Genomic DNA, 18,588 nt, shown 5'->3' with positions numbered 1-18,588 from the left:
TAATATATTATTTTTTGTATTATCTACTTCCTCTAAAGGATTAAATAATTTATTTTCACGAATTTCAACGGAATCCCAACTATAACCATATATTACAGTGTTTAAGTTCTCGAATTCTTTTCTCTGAATTCCATCATTATGAAAGATAGTAACATTATCAGTCCATTCTATTCTATTATATAAGGAGCTTCTTCCATTAAAATCATGATTTCCAGCTGATATGATAACGTTTATATTTTCAATAGCCCTAAAGGTATCTCTCACTCTAGTAATATCACTTATGGTAAAATAAGTTTCTTCAAATAAATCACCAGCAATTAGCAGAAAATCTACTTCTTTATCTCTAGCATAATTCACTATTCTCTCAAAAGTAGACCATAATTCTCTTCTTCTCTCTATGGCTTTCTCTTGCTTAAAAGAAACATTTCTAAACTTTAGACCAAGGTGCAAATCTCCTGTATGGATAAATTTAATCAAAGTATTTCACCTCCAAATCATGGTATTAAAATTATATCATATAATTATAAGTAAATACTAATAAAAAGAAAAGCCAGCTTACAAGCTAGCTTAATATCTAAGATATCATTATTCCTAGTGGACCATTTTCATCTATGATATCCTGTATTTCATATATGGAAATAGGAAAATAGAGTATTCCATATACATAAGGTGCTATTTCATATTCTTGGAAAAATATGGTTAAGGATAAATCAGATATATAAAAATCCTGATTAGGTCTTATACCTTTAAACTCTCCCAAAGTTTGAATTTTCCTGTCTTCAATTTGTTCCTCAACTTCCTCAGATAAAACCTTTACATAGTCAGACCCTGGTTTAAAAAGGTCCTTTAATTCATATAACCTTCCAGTCTTTATATCAAAAGTTAATCCTTTAACTAATGTTAATCCATGGGCTCCCCCAGAAAATTCATAATTTATTAAAGTTAGAGAAAGTATTCCCTTGTCATTGTTTTTAAGTTCCCATGTGCCACTTATTTGCATTTCAGGATTTTCATAATATCCTTGCTGAACTATTTGATTATATATCGCTTCTAGTATTGAATTATTAATCATATCCTCTACATATATATCTTCTAGTCCATATACTTGAGGATAATATATTTCCAATCTATTCATCTCTAGTTTTAAAGTTTTAATTTCAATGGGGAATATATTTTCAGCCATAGCCTTCACTCCTTTGTATTTATTACTATAAAATATGCAATATAAAGGAGTTAGTGATAATTTTTATAATTCTAACAGCCATTTCTCAATTTCCTCAGTAAATCCTGAATTTTTTCTAATTTCTTTGGAAGCTTTAATATATGACCTTATTAAATTTTTATAATCACAGTTTTCTATCCAAGGCAATAGTGCTTCCTTACCATAGAAATCATATAATGAATTAGTTATATAATACCCTATAGCATAAATATCCAATATTTCCATTCTAAAGTAGTTTATATTACCTTGTTTTATTCCTAATAAGAGATAATCTAAGTCTCGAAGTTTCTTATCTATTATGCTTATTTTTTCTTTTGTAAGGGTCCCTGCTGGGTCATCTTCTTCCAAATTATTTCCATGCTGTATGAGACATGCAATTCCTTCCTCGAAAATCTTTCCTAACACTTCATAAATATATGGATTACTAAAATTATCAGTAAATAAACTTTTAAATTTATTACTTAGAGAAAAGGCTCTACAGTGAAATAATTCATGACTGATTATCTTAACGAATTCCTGTGGCTTATTTATGTATTTTATATAGTTAATAAATATATTTTTTCTATATACTGTAAATCCCCCATCTATTCCACCTACATAGATATAAATATTAGGTTGAATCTTTATATCCTTTGGTATAAATTTATACACCTTCTCCAATGCCTCTCTTATGATCTTATCCTCATTTTCTTCTATATATAATATTTCTTTTTTTAATATAGATATGTTTTCCCTCAATATATAAAAATCATATTTATCCTTATAATCTTTATCTCTTTTTAATTTTATTAATTCTTCTATTATTAGTGAGTTACTAATATTTCTATTAAAGCTTCTTTCATGTTCTATGAAACCTTTTATTCCTTTTGATTTTGTAAATAAAATTAATTTATTATAATCAATATAACTATCTTCTAATATTTCTTCAAGCAATTTAATTCCTTCGATATTAATCTTCACAAAAACCCTCTCCTAAAGCGTTATAATAAATATATATGGCTTTAAGAGAGGAGTATTCTTCATTTCTATTTAATTAATTTTGATAATACCTTAAACTCTGGAGTTCCCGATACTTTTAAAAGATCAAATACAACGGATTCAGTATTTGATATAACTGCACCTACATCTTTCATTAGTTCTAGTCCATTCTCAAAGTTTTCCTTAGTTCTTGAGCATACAGCATCCCTTGGGATAAATACTTCATAACCATTATCTATTAAATCCCTAGCAGTTTGGAAAACACATATATGTGCTTCCATACCTACTATGATTACTTTTTTTCTGCCAGTTGCCTCTAATGCTTCTTTAACACCATCTATATATGCAGTAAAACTATTTTTTTCAAATATTTTTGCATTATTATTATCAATTGTTTCTTTTATATCCGTTACTGTGGGACCTATTCCTTTAGGATATTGCTCTGTAATTATTATAGGAAGATCCATTTCTCTAGCTGCAGTGACTAATATATTTGTATTATTAATTATCTGGTCCTTATATTTCATTACTGAAGTTAATTTTTCTTGAATATCAATAACAAATAATATTGTATTCTCTTTATTTAATGTATATTTCCCCATTATGCCACTCCTTCATCTAATAATTAATAGGATAAATCTCTACTTGTCCCATAAGTTTTTTTATATCACTTACTTCAACTTTTATTATATTATGCTCTAAATTAGATATAAGTCCAAAGGCCTGCCCTAATCTTATGGTCATTTCAATATCATAATTTCTATTAATTCCTAAAGCAAATCCAGCAGACATTCCATTATAATCTCTGATCCTATTACCTAAATAAGGAATCTCTACTCTGTAGCCTTTTTCTTGACCTAATACTAAACTTCCTCTATTCTGCAGATCTATAACTACAAATTCTACACCTCTATCTAGGATATATCTTCCTGCCTTAATTATTTCATTTTCAAAATGTAAACTTACTTTCATGAAATCTTCTAACTCTCTCTGATTAAATAATACCATATATGGAACAGCATCTATTCCATGAGGTAGTTCATCTATTCCTACATCTAAAATAAATTTTTTACCTTTTTTATTAGCTAATGTTATTAAATCAAAGAAAATCTCCTTTGGTACACCTTGAGGCAAAGAAGAACTTAAACCACAAATAATATCGGTACGTTCCATTAGATTAGCATATAATTCATAAAAACTTACTACTTCTTCCCGAGTAATCCTTGGACCTTCCTCAGAAATAATAGTATTATTCTTTTCATCTTGCAATCTAATAACTGTTCTAGTTTCTTCTTTTATAGGTATAAACTCATGAGCCATTTTCATCTCCGATAATTTTCTATGAAAATATTCTCCATTTATGCCGCCAAGAAATCCAGTAATAAAAAACTTTTCATTGAAAGTATCTAATAGAACCGATGCAGTAAAAGCTTTTCCTCCAGGAATACATTCAAAAGCTTTAGGTTTATTATCCTTACCTAAATGCACATTATCTAAAATGTAATTTCTATCTAAAGTAGGGTTTAAATCTATATTTAAAATCATCTAATATCCTTGTCTCCCCTCTTTATAATGAATAGTTAATAGCAGAAGCTAATAGTTGAGAGTATCAGAGATTTTTATTATCTTTTTTAAAACTATTCACTATCTTTACAGTGACTTTTTATAAATACTTAGTACATCCTCATAATCTAATGCCTTGAAGTTTCCAACAGGTCCTTCTTTATATTCTATCAAAGCTCTTGCCATTATTTCAAGTTTCTTATCATCTATACCAACTTCTTTTAGGGTCATTGGAATATCCATGGATTTAAAGAACTGACTTGTTTTCTCAATAGCCTGCTTAGCTATATCCATATGATCAAGACTAGAATCTATATCCCATACATTTACTCCATATTCAACAAATTTCCAAAGATTACTCTCATCTAATACATGTTCCATCCAATGAGGTGTCAATATAGCTAATCCTACACCATGTGTAATATCATAATATGCTGACAATTCATGCTCTAATGGATGAACTGACCAACTAGAATTCTTGCCATATGCTAATAATCCATTAATAGCTAAGGATGAAGACCACATAAGATTTGCCCTTGCTTCATAATTCTCTGGTTCATCTATGGCAATTTTACCATATTTAATACAAGTTTTTAGTATGGACTCTGCCAATCTATCCTGTAGATATGCTCCCTTTTCATTACTAAAATATACTTCGAAAGTATGACTCATAATATCAGCCACACCTGATGCTGTTTGATATTTCGATACAGTGTAAGTATATGCTGGATCTAAAATTGAAAACTTAGGAAAAAACTCCGGATGTCCAAAACCATATTTTTGATTAGTTTCCATATTAGTTATTACAGCACCTGCATCCATTTCCGAACCAGTAGCTGATAATGTAAGTACACTACCTATAGGTAAAACTTTTTCAATTCTAGCTTTACCAATAACTAAATCCCATGGATTCCCTTCATAATAATAAGACGCAGCTATGGCTTTAGAGCAATCTATAGTACTTCCCCCACCTACTGCCAAAATAAAATCAATATTATTGTCCCTGCATATTCTTACACCTTCTGCTACTGATTCTACCCTTGGATTTGGCTCAATCCCTGAAAGCTCATAATACGGAATATTATTTTCTCTTAGAGCCTTAACTACATCATCATATACACCATTTTTTTTAATACTTCCTCCACCATAAGCTAAAAGTACTCGAGAACCATATTTCTTTATCTGCTTACCTAATACTTCTATTTTCCCTTTTCCGAAGAACACCTTTGTAGGAATATTATAATTGAAATTAAGCATGTGATCATCCCCTCCATAATCTTTTTCCTGTTATTTATACCCAAATAAAACTATTTTAATTTATAAAACAATTTTCCATCTCTCATTTCTTTACTAAGTTTACCAGTATAATATAAATGCTCCAGATGTGACATGGCTTCTCCAGTTGCAAACCATTTCTGTGGAATAGGAAAGTCATCCCAATCTTTAGCTCTTATACTCCAATGCATTCTTGCAGCCACATCTCTTACAGATAATTCTCCTTCCTCTAGGATATCAAGTACCTCCCCAAGTCTTTCCTTGTGATGAGCCATTAACTCATTAATTCGTCTAGTATGGTCCCTAATTATATTTCTATGAGCTGAAAATAAATACTCTATATCATAAGAGTATACCTTAGCTAAACTATTAAAATATGTAGCCAAAATATTCTCCTCAAATCCCCAAAAAGCAATATTTGGAGTAATCCTATCTAATATATGGTCACCGCAGAAAAACAACTTATGATTTCTTTCATATAATCCAATATGTCCAGGAGTATGACCTGGAATATCAATTACTTCAAAGAAATAATCTCCCACCTGTATACCCTTGCCTTCTTTCATGTATATGAACTCCACAGGTTCTTTTAAACAATATTTATATCCTGGATGCTCAGAAAAATTTACTCCATCTTTCTCTAAATCAAATAAAACTTTAAACTCTTCAAATCTTTCCCAGTATGACATTGATGTCATTTCATTGATTAATCTTCCATCTACTTCTCCTGCATAGATTTTTACTCCTGCATTCTTAAAAATAGATGCCATTCCTGAATGGTCTGCATGTAAATGGGTTATAAATAATTCTGTATCTTTTATATCTATATTAAGCTCTCTCAATCCCTGAAAAAGAGCATCAATACATTCTTCTCTGTTAAACCCAGTATCGATTATCAAAGACTTGTCTTCCCCTTTTATTACATAGGCATTTAATGCCTTTAAAGGATTGTTAGGTAATACTACTTCAATCATATATATATTTTCATATACCTTTGTAACCAAATTATCCACCTCACCTTAGTATATTAACTATATAATATTTTTTTATATAAGAGTTGTCAAATTAATTTAAAACAGGGACACTAATATGTCCCTAGGCTTTTATTTATAGTCTATCATTTACTATAAACAATATTTCCTAATAGCTTTTCATAACTTGCACAATTATCTTTCAAGGTTTTATGCTTTCCATCTCCAACAATTTCTCCATCAGAAAATACAATAATCCTAGGATCTATTTCTATTATATTTTCCAATCTATGGGTAATAAAGAAACTTGTTTTTTCTTTGCTTTTATCTATCATTAAATTAAAAATTTCTTTCTCAGATATTGGATCTAAAGAAGAAGTTGGCTCATCTAATATATATACATCTGCATCTCTTATAAATGCTCTTCCTAATGCTATTCTTTGCCATTGCCCTTTGGATAGCTCCTCTCCTCCGAACCATTTACCCATTTGAGTATCTATCTTTTCTGCAAATCTATTGATTTTATCTTTTAAATTTACTTCTTCTAAAGCCCTTAGTATTTTTTCATCATTGTTTATTTCATTAATATCTCCAAATCCGATATTTTCCCTTAATGTCATTTCATATTTATTGAAATCTTGAAATATTATTCCCATTCTTTTCCTTAGGCTATTGGAATTTATTTTCTTTAACTCTATTCCATTTATCAATATTTCTCCCCGATAATTATCATAAAATCCACATAGAAGTTTTATAAAAGTAGTCTTACCTGATCCATTCTCCCCTACTATACCTATAAGATCACCTTTCTCAATCTTAATATTTATATTGAAAAGAGTATTGTTATTGCAACCTTCATAAGCATAACTTACTTCTTTAAACTCAATTTCCTTGATTTCATCTATTTCTATTATCCTATCTTCATTTCCCAATATCTCTAAATCCAATAGTTTATAAAATTGTTCTACATATAAAATATCGTTGTAAATCTCAGACAAACTCTTTAAAAATTTACCTACATTTGATTGTATTGTGCTTAGACTATCTATATAAGCCACTGTATCTCCTACTAGGATTTTCCCTATTGTCGCCATCTCTACAACTCTAAATACTATAAATAAGCTGATTAATTCCTCCACTAAACTTAATCCTATGGAACAAAGTGTATTTATTCTAATGATATGTGAGTCTTGGTTTAGTATCTTTTTCTTTATCCTCGAAAATGTATCGATTAGATATGATCCTATATTATATACTTTTACTTCTTTACATGCTATATCATTAGTAAGTAGATAGTTTATATATGAAGTTTGACGAACTTCTTTCATCCTTTCCATCCGCATTTTATAGTTCCTATATCCTATTCTTGTATTTACTACAGTTGATATAATTGGTGTTATTAATACTAGTAGAAAAACATAAGAATCCCAGGAAAGGATTATTACTGAAATAGACACTATTGAAGCTATCTGTGTTATTATTGAGAGTATGTTTTTATATGCTATATAGCCTTTTATTTGCCCTTCCATCTCGGCTCTGCCCAGGATATTATAGACTTCTGAGTCTTCAAAATCCTGTAACCTTAACTCTTTACATTTCTTCAATACATCCATATTCATTTTATAATTTATCTTTAATTGATGATTTGAACTTACATAGCTATCTATAGATTGAATAAATTGTATGAGAATATTGGTTATCCCATAAATAATCAATATTCTTATAAAGTTACTGCCTTTATTTAGAGTAGTTTTAACTATTCCATTAATCAATAATCTAGTTGCCCAGATTGACATAGCGGATGTAAAACCTACTAGTATTGTAAATAATAGACTGACAATAAAGTATTTCGGAGAAATTTCATAAATATATTTCATTATTCTCTTTATAGAATTTCTCATTCTTCTGTATTCATTTTCTTTCATGCTATTTTCTCCTAATAATATTATTTCCCTTCATAGAGTACTATTTCAGCTTTTTCTATAATTATATCCTCTATTGGCTCCTTAGTTACAGGGTTTGTAGTTACTTTATTTATTGCCATCACTGTATCCATACCATAAAATACTTGTGCAAATATTGTATATCTTAAATCTAATCTTGGTACACCACCTAGTATTTCATAGGCTTTTATGACATCCTTTGGATATCCTTCTTCATCTAATTCTTTCATAGCTTCCACATATTCTTCATCTATTCCATCTTGCACTATAATATTAAAATTACTATGGTTTTTATTTGCTTCTTTTTTAGCTAGCCCAACTGAACCTGTTATATGTCTATAGTTTAAATCATATTCATCTTCAAAAAATTCTCCAAATATACTTTTCCCCTCTGGATATTCTGGATTATCTCCAATTTGTATTAGAAAATTATCTTCTATTCTTGTAAATTTAATTCCATCATAAAATCCTTTTTTGACTAAGGTCTTAAAATTCCCAACTGCTTTTGGTGCTATTTCTGGAAATAATCTCATCTTTATTTCACCCATATTGGTTGTGATAACAGCTATTTCTTCTCCCACTTTAGGTATTTGAACTTGCTCCAATTTCAAATTACCTATTTGTGTATAGCCATTTATTATCTTTCCAGCATCATTCTTGCAACCACCTAATACAATAATAATTACTAATATAATCAATATAAAATCTATCTTTCTCATCAACCAATCCCTCCATATACTTATTCCTTTGTCCCTAGAAAATCCTTTTGAATAAATTTATAATAACTCATTATAAACAACCCGATGGACATCAAGCTATTTAATAATATTCCAAATAAATAATTGGAACGTTTATTTACTTCTATTGCATTTCTAATGTATATATAAGAGTATGGATAAATTAGGTTTACTATAGACTGTTTTGTAAGAAAATTATCAAAGATAAATGCTAGAATTAATAACATAATGGAAGTTCCCATTGTTTTTTTACTGGAATCCGTAAATATGGATATACATATAATTAAAGTTATCGTAAAAATAACAATTGACAGTAACAGACCAAATCCCAGTAAAACGTATTTCCATAGAGGCATTATGGTATATTCTGTATTATTGTTATTAAATACTATTTGATTTATATTTTCATTTGCTATAAATGGATAATTCATATTTCCTACTTCATAGATACTGCTTATGGCTCCAAAGTTCAATATTGCTCCTAATACAATAAGTAACATTGATATAATTAAGATTGTAATTACCTTCCCTAGAAAGATATCTTTTCTTTCAAAGGGTTGAGTATAGGACAATTTATAGCTTCCTTCTTCTACTTCCGAAAGATATATGTCAATGGATAAAAGTGCTATAAGAAATACTAGTATTATTAGATTGTTTCCTTTTAAAAACATAACTAGTGAATTTGCTCCTGTCATTGTATAGGGATTTATAACTGGCTCTATTTCGTTATCTAATATGTATTGATTTAATGCCACTTCCTTTTGTATTTCTTCTATATTGGAATTTTTACCTAATAAGAAATCTTCTTTAATTACACCATCATTTAATCCCTTAATAATATTCTCATATCTTTCATTTTTATATATTAATATATCTCTATAGTACTCTGGCCTATTATTTACGTATTTTCCTTCAATCAATTTTAATTTACTTCTCTCTACCTTATAAAACTCCATTTGTTTCTCTATTTCTTCAATCTCTTCATCGGTTAATATATCACTTCTACTTACCAGTAATCTGGCGTTTCCCATAAAAAATCCATCTGCTTGAGCATAATTATTCAAATATTCTTGTTTGATTTCCTTCATATATATTTTGTATTCTTTTAAATTATAGAAATTGATACATAGTAGATAAGCGAAAAATAGGATTATAACAATAATGTTTTTCTTGCTTTTAAAAAACTTATATATTTCATTTTTAATTGTTTTTGTCATTTCCATCACCATATACTTCCTTATAGACGGACTCCACATCTATACTATCCTTATATATATCCAATATATTTATGTCTTTTTCTATAAGATATTTAAGGGTTCTTCCTAATTCTTCTTGGTTATCTAATTCCACTCGGATAGAATCATGAGAAATCTTTTCTACCTTTTCTATTTTTATCTCTTCTTTTATTATCTTATAAACTTCCTCATTATGATTTACCTGCAAAATATATCTATATTTTTGCTCCATTGACTTAGGTGTTTCTATGATTTTTCCTTTATTTATGCAAATGATCCTATTAGCTAATTTTTCTACTTCTCCTAATTGATGAGAAGAAAATAGTATGGATATATCCTCTTCTTTTATTAACATTTGTAATGTATTTCTTAAATGTATAATCCCTGTTGGATCTAATCCATTAGTAGGTTCATCTAATATAAGAAGTTTTGGCTTACTCATAATGGAAATTCCCAGACCTAGTCTTTGTTTCATTCCCATTGAATATCCTGATACATTTCTATCTAATGCATCTCCGATTTCTGTAAAATCATATATTTCTTTTACCCTTTCTTTTGATATATTTCTTAGCTTGGCTATTAAGTTTATATTTTCTTTTCCCGTCATATCTTGATATAGCCCTGGACTTTCTATTAATGCTGCTTGAGCATCCAATGCCTTTTCTCTGTCTTTAAATAAATCATATCCATTGATTGTTACTCTACCACTATCTGGATAAATTAGATTACATATGCATTTCATTGTGGTAGATTTTCCTGCTCCATTCGGACCAATAAAGCCTACGATTTCATTTGATCTTAAGTAAAGAGATACATCATCTAGTACTTTCTTTTTCCCATAGGTTTTATTTAAACCTTCCACAACAACTACATAGTTCTCATTCATAACTAATACCTCCTATTAGATTTCTTTTCTCTTGAAATAGATGGTCCCTGCTATCAACAAAACTATCGTAGATGCCAATAAAATAAGCGTACTGGTTAATGCTGTAACATTATAGGTTCCTATAACAATTCTTGATGCGTGTTTCATAGTAAAGGGGCTTAAATTTAAATGCTTACCATATTTAAAAGGGCTACTTATTAATATACCTATGGCAAATACTATTGATATTGCAACAAAACTTATTATCTCTTTATTAATAATTGCAGATATAAGCTGTGTTAGTGCTACAGTAAAGGCTATAAATAGAATAGTTGATAATATTACCATTAATAGATAGTTGAAAAAAGGAATAACTTCTATCTTATCGTGTGGATCAACAATATTAATATGATTCATATAATCATATTTTGGGGCGAAATAACTAAAGGTAGATTCATTAGGTAAAATGTAGGATAGTTTAAGGGTACAAATCCTTTTTTTAATCCTAACAATATACTTATAACCACTGACGGGAAAAATAGAATAAATATTATATGGATAACCCCACTTAACCATTTACTTATATAATATTTACATCTACTAATAGATTGAGTAAGAACTAGCTTTAAACTTCCTATATTCTTTTCTTTATTGATAATATTGTAAATAAAAAGTATTGGAATGATAATAATAAACTTTGGCAGGATATTAAAGAAATACTCATATAAATATGTAATATTGTTCACATCATCTGAATAAATAGGCTCCAAATTATTTAAATATAGCTGATAATAATATTTTGCAGATAGCAAAAACCAATTGCCTGCATCCGAATCTTCTCTAATGATAAATCCTATGTCCTCATAAGGTATCCCTCCGCTGACATCCATCCATATATTTATGACTTTTTTTTGAAAAATTTCGTTCATTATAGGGTCATTAGTTATTGAAGATGCTTTAGCAAATAAAAGATCATAGAAACTCATCAATCTAGTTATTTCTTTTATATTATTTTCTTCATTTGCTTTAAGTAAATCTTCTTGTACTTTATTAAGCATAGAATCTGAATAATATGCCTTTGGATATAATTTCATCTCACGATCACCATATACTTTACCCCATCCAAAAGTCCAATCAGTAAATCCTCTATTTCCTAAGGAATAAACATCATGCCCACTAAATCTACGATTAAACCTAGCATTTTTTGTTTCTATAATATTTAACATGGACATTATGCATAGTATCAATATAATAAACCAAGTCAATGGATGCTTTACTCTTTGTTTTAAATCCATTTTTATTAGTGTAAACATGAATATCTAACCCCCTTTAGATATTTTCTTATATATAAGATCTATATAAAACATTAGTATAATACCGAATATATCTTATCTATACTTTGAAAGTGGCCTTCAATAATTTTTTCTTCTAAAATCGACAAATTGTAGTTCTTCTTTATGTGAAAATATAGATATAATACTTGCTCTGCAGTTAAATAAAATGGATCGCAGAACAGGGATTTATCCGTGTTTTTTAATACCAAATTTATATCTTTTTTATAAATTCTAGCAATATCATCGCATAGTTTTATTTTTAATCCATCCAAGTCATTCCCCCCTTATGAGAACCTTTCAATTATATTATTTATCACTATATCTATACTTTCTTTTTTATTCAAATTAATTAGATTTAAATCACAGTTAGTTTTTTTGTCTAATATCATTTCATCAATTTCTTCTTCTAACATATACAAAGGCTTATCAATTATATCAGTTACTTCAGCAGTAATATCATATATTGCATTTGTCACATTACGCATATCAATGCTCTTTCCTATGATATTCTTAAAATGCTTGTCTATATCCTCTATGTATTCTTTAATAGTGATTGTAGGTAATACTGTTAATATTAAATAATCTGGCGGCAGAGTTTGGGCAATCATATAAGTGTAAATGCCAAAGGTATTATGGAAGCTATCACTATATTGAATCATTCCCTTTGGTATATCCATTAGTATAATATCTGGCTTTTCTGCATAATCAATAGCTTGTACAAATCTATTAACTTAGACTATCTGTCTTTCTATGGATTCATTCTCTTTCATAAATTCTTTTGGATAATTTATAGCACCAAATATTCTTCCGTCTATTTCCCTTGTTATCAAAGATGCGTTATACCCTAACTTTTCCATTCTCAATTTAATCTGTAATGCTATATCAAAACTATCTATAGTTTCTAATAATCCTCCAATATAGACTATTGGTGTTTTGGGTTTATATAATGGTAGATTTAGTTCATTATATCTCTTTATAGCAGTTCGAATCTCTTTTATCTTTTCTAACTCCCCTAATGAGTATTTTTTATATGATTCTAATAGCTTATTTATTTCTTCATCTTCTCCTAGATAAACAATCTCCATATTTTCTTTTTTGGATTGATTAATAATATCTGATATCTCATTTTTACATAGTTTATAACTAATATGAGAAGAGATAATTAGGGTATCGTAGTTTTTATAATCTATTTCTTTAGTAGACTTGACTATCTGCTTTATTTCATTTCGATTAACTGCATAAGCTATATCTTCACCTACAAGTCCTGTCCCTATAGGCGCTAAGATATCTATAGCTTCATTATTTAGTAATAATCCTTTAACTAATCCATAGCTTTCATCACTATAAGGATAGAATAAATATTTTTTCTATTGGTCATATCTCACACCTCAATTTATGGTTATTTCATTTATTATTTCTCTTCCTACTAATTCACTATGAAAATTATATCGTACATCCTTACATTTGCTTCTTATCCTATCTTCATCAATAAGTTTACATTCATGTTCTTTTACACACAAAGTACAATGCCTAAATGCAAAACATTCCTTGCAATTTTCAATGACAGACTGTGCAATGTTTAGTATTTTTTCTGCATTTTCTATATTAAATCCGCTATCTATACTACCAATACAATTAGAGTCTATATTTTCGCTGACTCTTTCACAAGGAAGTAATAATCCATCTACGCTTACCATTAGTCTATTATTACCTGGGATACATGGCCCTGATGGACAATTTATACTACCTAAAGTTACATGTCTAGCTAATTTCCCACATGCTTTTTTTATTGATGGAAAAAATACATTAGTATAAAATTTATTGTTCTCCATGTCTATTTCTCCGAAATAATGTAAATATGATAAAAATTTTGTATAATTAGAAGCACTCCTAAATTCTTCTGACTGTGTTATTAGATAGATATCCCCCATCTTTTAGATCTTTTAATTTTTCTTCTAATAAATCATTTACAATAAAATTATCTGGATTATGCAACATATTATGCAAATACTTATATAAATCCTGTTCAATTCTTACATTTTCATTTTTATTTACATCATAAAAATAAAAATTTTTAGGTGTGTCAAAAAGATGAATAAATGGTTGCATAGTTTATCCCCCTCTCAAATCTTAGTATTGGTATAAGTAAGGCTAAATTGTACTGTATTCAATTTATAAGCATCCCCTAATCACCTTTTCAATTAAAAATATTTCTATATTATACAACGAATGGAAAAATCATTTTGTAACAAAAATAGAGGTTGCCCTCGCGAGAAGTAAAATATTTTCATTAAATTATTCTATCACTTGAATACATAGCTTTAGTTTTTATAATTACTACCAAGATTAAATATTGACTTTTCATAATTTTATCACATATCAGAAAATTAATAAAGGAATTTGACCCCATACCTTCGGTCAAATATCGACATAAGTTCATTCTATTTTATAATAAAATCAATAAAATAATCTATTAACCGAAAAGTAAAAATTGGTTTTGTGATTTCCATAATTTTCATTAGCACAGCAAACTAAATTGCATATCATTAATTGTACTTAATAAAGATTATGAAATGACTCAATCTGAAAACTTATTAGATTTAAAACTGATTGCAGCAAAAAATGATGTTAAAGAAACTTTTCAGTTGTTATAATTATATTGATATTACTAGGTCTCGGACAAGAAAATAATAAAATAAATAATAGGGAAAATACATGTATTCCCCCTATTATTTATCATAAAATAATCAATATATTATAATTACATTTCTACAAACTTGACCATAAAACAAATTTTATCTTCATAGACCTCATAATCCATATATGCATTGTTCTTTTCAGCTAATTCTTTACAGATGAATAGTCCTAGCCCTGAACTTGTGTGGGTATATTCTTCATAATTATACTTAATAAATGGCTCTAAAAGATTTTCTCTAATTTCTTGTGGAATAGGTAAAATTTTATTCTCTATCGTAATACAAACACCATCTTCTGATTTACATTTAATAATTATATTTCCATCTTGACTATATTTAATCCCATTATCAATTAGATTTCGAATTATAGTTCTTATTTCTTCTTTTACAGCAAATATAACAGCATCATCACAATCAAAATAAATATCAACCTTTTGCTTATTAAAGGTCAATTCAAAATCATAGACTATCTTAGATAATAATTCTTTAACATTAAAATTTTCTGCCTTATATTCTTCTAATTGTCTACACCTGGCAACGGCTAACATATTTTGAACGAGTTTATACATTCTTTCAGATTCAGCTATAATTCTAGTATAAGCTCTTTCAATTACTTCACTGTCCAAGTTTCCTTTCTGCAATAATTGAGTATATCCTAAAATTGAAGTAATAGGCGTTTTCATTTCATGAGTTGCATAATTAAAAAAGTCTCTAGATTCTTTCTCTAACTCTTCTATCTTTTTCTTTTCTGATTGCAGATATCTCATCTGCTCTATTATTTGTTCTTCCATTTTATTGAAATGTTCAATTAATATACCTATCTCATCATTATTCTTATATTTTAATTTATTAAAAAATTTGCCTTCTCCTACAAAAGTCATAGCCATTGATAAGTCATTTAAAGGGTCTGTTATTTTTCTTAGCCATATATAATTGACGAAAATCATAAGGATAAATAAATTGAACTGTATCAATATAATCTTCATCATTAGATTAACATAATTATTATATTCATTTAAATAATCCTTTTGAAACACAAAGACACCTATATAGTCATTATCTATATAAACAGGATAAGAATAAGTAGCATAGAATTTTATTTTTGTATTGTGAATATATAATAATGATGATTTTTTATTACTATCTATAATTATATTATCCATACGTTCACTATCCAATAATTCGCCAGCAAATTGTCGAAAATTATTTTTAATATAATTCATAGATAAATATGTATTATATTGATTACTTACAGTGTTTAGGACAGACCATATTTCATTTTTATTAACTAAATTATTTTTTCCATTACTAATAGGATATTGTCTCTTAATTTCAGAAAAAACAATATCCCTTATCTTTTCCATATCGTTTATAATAAAATTTTGTAAATTTCTTTCGAATATTCCCCATATGATTAGATTAATTATAACAAGTACAATTATACTAATAGATACAATACCTACTGTAATTTTACCTTTAATAGTTCTTAACATTTCTTACCTCATAACATAGCCTGTCCCAAATACAGTTTCTATAATACTGTCCCCAGGCATTTTTAATTTAGCTCTAATTCTTCTAATATGTACATCTACTGTTCTAGCATCTCCATAGTAATCATACCCCCAAACTTTATCTAAAAGTTCTGGACGAGAAAACACTTGATTTCTATGTTTAAGTAGATAGAAAAACAATTTAGACTCTTGTCTCTTTAGTTGTATTTCTTTTCCACTTTTAAATACTCTTTCCCCAACTATATCTACATCTATATCTCCTTTTAATCTAATTACTTGTTCAATAAATGAGGATTTATCTTTTTCTAAGCTTCTAAATAATGCTTTTACTCTGACTATAACTTCTCTTATTTCAAATGGCTTTACAATATAGTCATCTGCTCCTAATTCTAATCCAACAATTCTATCAAAGATATTATCTCTAGCTGTGATCATAATCACCAAATAATTATTTGATATTTCCCTACATATTTCAAAACCATCTATATCTGGCAGCATAAGGTCTAATAAGACCAACTCTGGGTTAAAACTTTTTATTGCCTCTAATGCAGACTTGCCATTAAATACACTTTTAACCTCATATCCTTCATCTATTAATGCTATAGTTAAAATATCATTGATTGAATATTCATCTTCAACTACTAAAATTTTTTTACTCATTATATTCACCCTAATCCTTATAATGATTATAAACACGTTAAAATGAGTATAACTATATTTATTATACTCATTTTAATTGTATCTTAAATTTATCCCACCATCAATGTCTATACATATATTAAATCAATTCTCACTATATTTAATATAGTATTTTTTATAAATCATTTTTTCCGTCGTCACTACTCTGTCTTTTATCCTATTTATTTCCATAGCATCAAATATCTCTTCTCCATCTCCACTGATTACAATCCAATTATTTAAATACCTCTGCCCTGATTCTTCTTTAATCTCCTCCTCAAATATGGTATTCATTTCATTATTTCTTATTTGCTTAAAATATCTTTTTACAGACATTTCTATATTGCTATCTTCCTCTTTTTTAAGCTCTTCAATCAACAATATATCATTACCTATATACTCAGATGATATATTAACTTCATCAGGTACTTCAAATAATGGATTATATTGATTAGTCCTAAAATTTAATTTACCAATATATTTAGTCTCAAAATAGATTCCATTTATATTTACATCCATAAATAATATCATCTCGTCATCACTTTTCATTTCCGCTCTTATTTTATCTGCTTTTCCATATCTGTTTAAATCAATATATTCTTCTAAAGAATAATATCCATTTTTAAAAATGATCTTATATATCTTAAAATCTTTATTATCTACCCAAACTAATGATTGCAAGGCATTCACATAATAAATTTCACCATCTTTCTCCTCATTTTTCATTTTATATATTTTCTTATTTTCTATATCATATATATACTTTTTTTCTTTCCAATCACTCCAATATATGCTTTCATTCTTTTCATTTATATACTTTTCACTTTCATTATTAATTATTGTCTCTCTAATAACTAAGTAATTTTCATTCTCTGGAACCGATTTTATAAAGTAAAGCTTATAATCACTATCACCTTTTAACTTATTTACTACATCTGTTAATTCTGGCCAAGGCTTAGGAATGTCCTCACTTTTGTAGTCTACAGTAAATACTACATCTTCCACTAACTGAATGAATTTTGTATCCCGTGGATAAGCTTGTGAATTCACCTGAATATAATCATGATACATCTTAGAAGTCTTTATTAGATTATTATCCTTATCTATTTTATATAGATATTCCATTTGAGCCTCTTCTCTCCTATTACTCACATATTCCTTAATTCCACTTCCTTCCCAAACACACCCATATACTTCTCCTTGATAATAGAAAGATGGATAAAAATAGTATCCCTCATCTAATGGAAACTCTATTGATTTTGATGTTATACCTTCTATAGTCTTAGAGTTCACAGTCTTACTATTTTCATAATTCTTAGAACTACTATCTTCCTTATTGTTTATATTTACATCATCTTCAATTACAACTCTTTTTACATCATCTTCAATTACAACTCTTTTTACATTATCTTCTTTACAACCAACTAATCCTATAGTTAAGCCTAGAATTAAGGTTATTAAAATTATCTTTTTATTCATCTAAGCACCTCCATTTTAGTATAAAGTTATTACAAAGTAAGTTAAAGATGGCTAAGTTATCAACTCTCTTTATTTTTATAACTATGAACAATCACTGATAC

21 protein-coding genes are annotated in these 18,588 nt (G+C 28.0%); all 21 read right to left on the bottom strand.

The window, feature by feature from the left end; all coding sequences use genetic code 11:
* The coding region (locus ABWP20_RS03015) for a metallophosphoesterase family protein (protein ID WP_353093599.1) at positions 1–477 on the bottom strand (477 nt) is incomplete at its 3' end.
* A 97-nt stretch (positions 478–574) separates the two neighbouring features.
* Complete coding sequence (locus ABWP20_RS03010; protein ID WP_353093597.1) at positions 575–1,183, bottom strand: DUF3298 and DUF4163 domain-containing protein; 609 nt, start codon at positions 1,181–1,183, stop codon at positions 575–577.
* Positions 1,184–1,246: 63 nt separating this feature from the next.
* Positions 1,247–2,182, bottom strand: coding sequence for a DUF5700 domain-containing putative Zn-dependent protease (locus ABWP20_RS03005; protein WP_353093595.1), 936 nt, complete (start codon positions 2,180–2,182; stop codon positions 1,247–1,249).
* Positions 2,183–2,247: 65 nt separating this feature from the next.
* Positions 2,248–2,802 carry a hydrolase gene (locus ABWP20_RS03000; protein WP_353093593.1) on the bottom strand — a complete coding sequence of 185 codons (555 nt, stop codon included), beginning with the start codon at positions 2,800–2,802 and terminating at the stop codon, positions 2,248–2,250.
* Positions 2,803–2,818: 16 nt separating this feature from the next.
* The gene (locus ABWP20_RS02995; protein WP_353093591.1) at positions 2,819–3,745 is read right to left on the bottom strand and encodes a 1-phosphofructokinase family hexose kinase; all 927 of its coding nucleotides are present in this window, start codon (positions 3,743–3,745) and stop codon (positions 2,819–2,821) included.
* Between the two features lie 105 nt (positions 3,746–3,850).
* A complete protein-coding gene (locus tag ABWP20_RS02990; RefSeq protein ID WP_353093589.1) occupies positions 3,851–5,020 on the bottom strand; it encodes an iron-containing alcohol dehydrogenase in 1,170 nt (389 codons plus the stop codon).
* 50 nt (positions 5,021–5,070) lie between these two features.
* Positions 5,071–6,042, bottom strand: a complete 972-nt coding sequence (locus tag ABWP20_RS02985; protein ID WP_353093587.1) for an MBL fold metallo-hydrolase — start codon at positions 6,040–6,042, stop codon at positions 5,071–5,073.
* 113 nt (positions 6,043–6,155) lie between these two features.
* Positions 6,156–7,934, bottom strand: a complete 1,779-nt coding sequence (locus ABWP20_RS02980) for an ABC transporter ATP-binding protein (RefSeq protein ID WP_353093585.1) — start codon at positions 7,932–7,934, stop codon at positions 6,156–6,158.
* A 20-nt stretch (positions 7,935–7,954) separates the two neighbouring features.
* Positions 7,955–8,671, bottom strand: a complete 717-nt coding sequence (locus ABWP20_RS02975) for a peptidylprolyl isomerase (RefSeq protein ID WP_353093583.1) — start codon at positions 8,669–8,671, stop codon at positions 7,955–7,957.
* A 20-nt stretch (positions 8,672–8,691) separates the two neighbouring features.
* Complete coding sequence (locus ABWP20_RS02970; RefSeq protein ID WP_353093581.1) at positions 8,692–9,912, bottom strand: ABC transporter permease; 1,221 nt, start codon at positions 9,910–9,912, stop codon at positions 8,692–8,694.
* Complete coding sequence (locus ABWP20_RS02965) at positions 9,890–10,810, bottom strand: ABC transporter ATP-binding protein (protein ID WP_353093579.1); 921 nt, start codon at positions 10,808–10,810, stop codon at positions 9,890–9,892. The genes ABWP20_RS02970 and ABWP20_RS02965 overlap by 23 nt, the downstream gene beginning before the upstream one ends.
* A 15-nt stretch (positions 10,811–10,825) precedes the next feature.
* Positions 10,826–11,206, bottom strand: coding sequence for a hypothetical protein (locus ABWP20_RS02960; protein ID WP_353093578.1), 381 nt, complete (start codon positions 11,204–11,206; stop codon positions 10,826–10,828).
* A complete protein-coding gene (locus ABWP20_RS02955) occupies positions 11,203–12,102 on the bottom strand; it encodes an ABC transporter permease subunit (RefSeq protein WP_353093576.1) in 900 nt (299 codons plus the stop codon). The genes ABWP20_RS02960 and ABWP20_RS02955 overlap by 4 nt, the downstream gene beginning before the upstream one ends.
* A gap of 53 nt (positions 12,103–12,155) precedes the next feature.
* Entirely contained in the window at positions 12,156–12,395 is a 240-nt protein-coding gene (locus ABWP20_RS02950) for a hypothetical protein (RefSeq protein WP_353093574.1), read from the bottom strand.
* 12 nt (positions 12,396–12,407) lie between these two features.
* On the bottom strand, positions 12,408–12,800 hold the full coding sequence (locus tag ABWP20_RS02945; protein WP_353093572.1) for a hypothetical protein: 393 nt from the start codon (positions 12,798–12,800) through the stop codon (positions 12,408–12,410).
* A gap of 54 nt (positions 12,801–12,854) precedes the next feature.
* Positions 12,855–13,208, bottom strand: coding sequence for a hypothetical protein (locus tag ABWP20_RS02940; protein ID WP_353093570.1), 354 nt, complete (start codon positions 13,206–13,208; stop codon positions 12,855–12,857).
* Between the two features lie 303 nt (positions 13,209–13,511).
* A complete protein-coding gene (locus ABWP20_RS02935) occupies positions 13,512–13,955 on the bottom strand; it encodes a hypothetical protein (RefSeq protein ID WP_353093568.1) in 444 nt (147 codons plus the stop codon).
* A 58-nt stretch (positions 13,956–14,013) separates the two neighbouring features.
* Complete coding sequence (locus ABWP20_RS02930) at positions 14,014–14,232, bottom strand: hypothetical protein (protein WP_353093566.1); 219 nt, start codon at positions 14,230–14,232, stop codon at positions 14,014–14,016.
* Positions 14,233–14,884: 652 nt separating this feature from the next.
* A complete protein-coding gene (locus ABWP20_RS02925; RefSeq protein ID WP_353093564.1) occupies positions 14,885–16,312 on the bottom strand; it encodes a HAMP domain-containing sensor histidine kinase in 1,428 nt (475 codons plus the stop codon).
* 3 nt (positions 16,313–16,315) lie between these two features.
* Positions 16,316–16,990 (bottom strand): response regulator transcription factor, encoded by a 675-nt coding sequence (locus ABWP20_RS02920; protein ID WP_353093562.1) that lies wholly within the window; start codon positions 16,988–16,990, stop codon positions 16,316–16,318.
* A 123-nt stretch (positions 16,991–17,113) separates the two neighbouring features.
* Entirely contained in the window at positions 17,114–18,487 is a 1,374-nt protein-coding gene (locus ABWP20_RS02915) for a hypothetical protein (protein ID WP_353093560.1), read from the bottom strand.
* Between the last annotated feature and the right edge of the window lie 101 nt (positions 18,488–18,588).

It is taken from the genome of Tissierella praeacuta (genome assembly GCF_040396155.1).
GTDB classification, from domain to species: Bacteria; Bacillota; Clostridia; order Tissierellales; family Tissierellaceae; genus Tissierella; species Tissierella praeacuta_A.
This window is presented reverse-complemented; position numbering and strand designations above follow the sequence as displayed.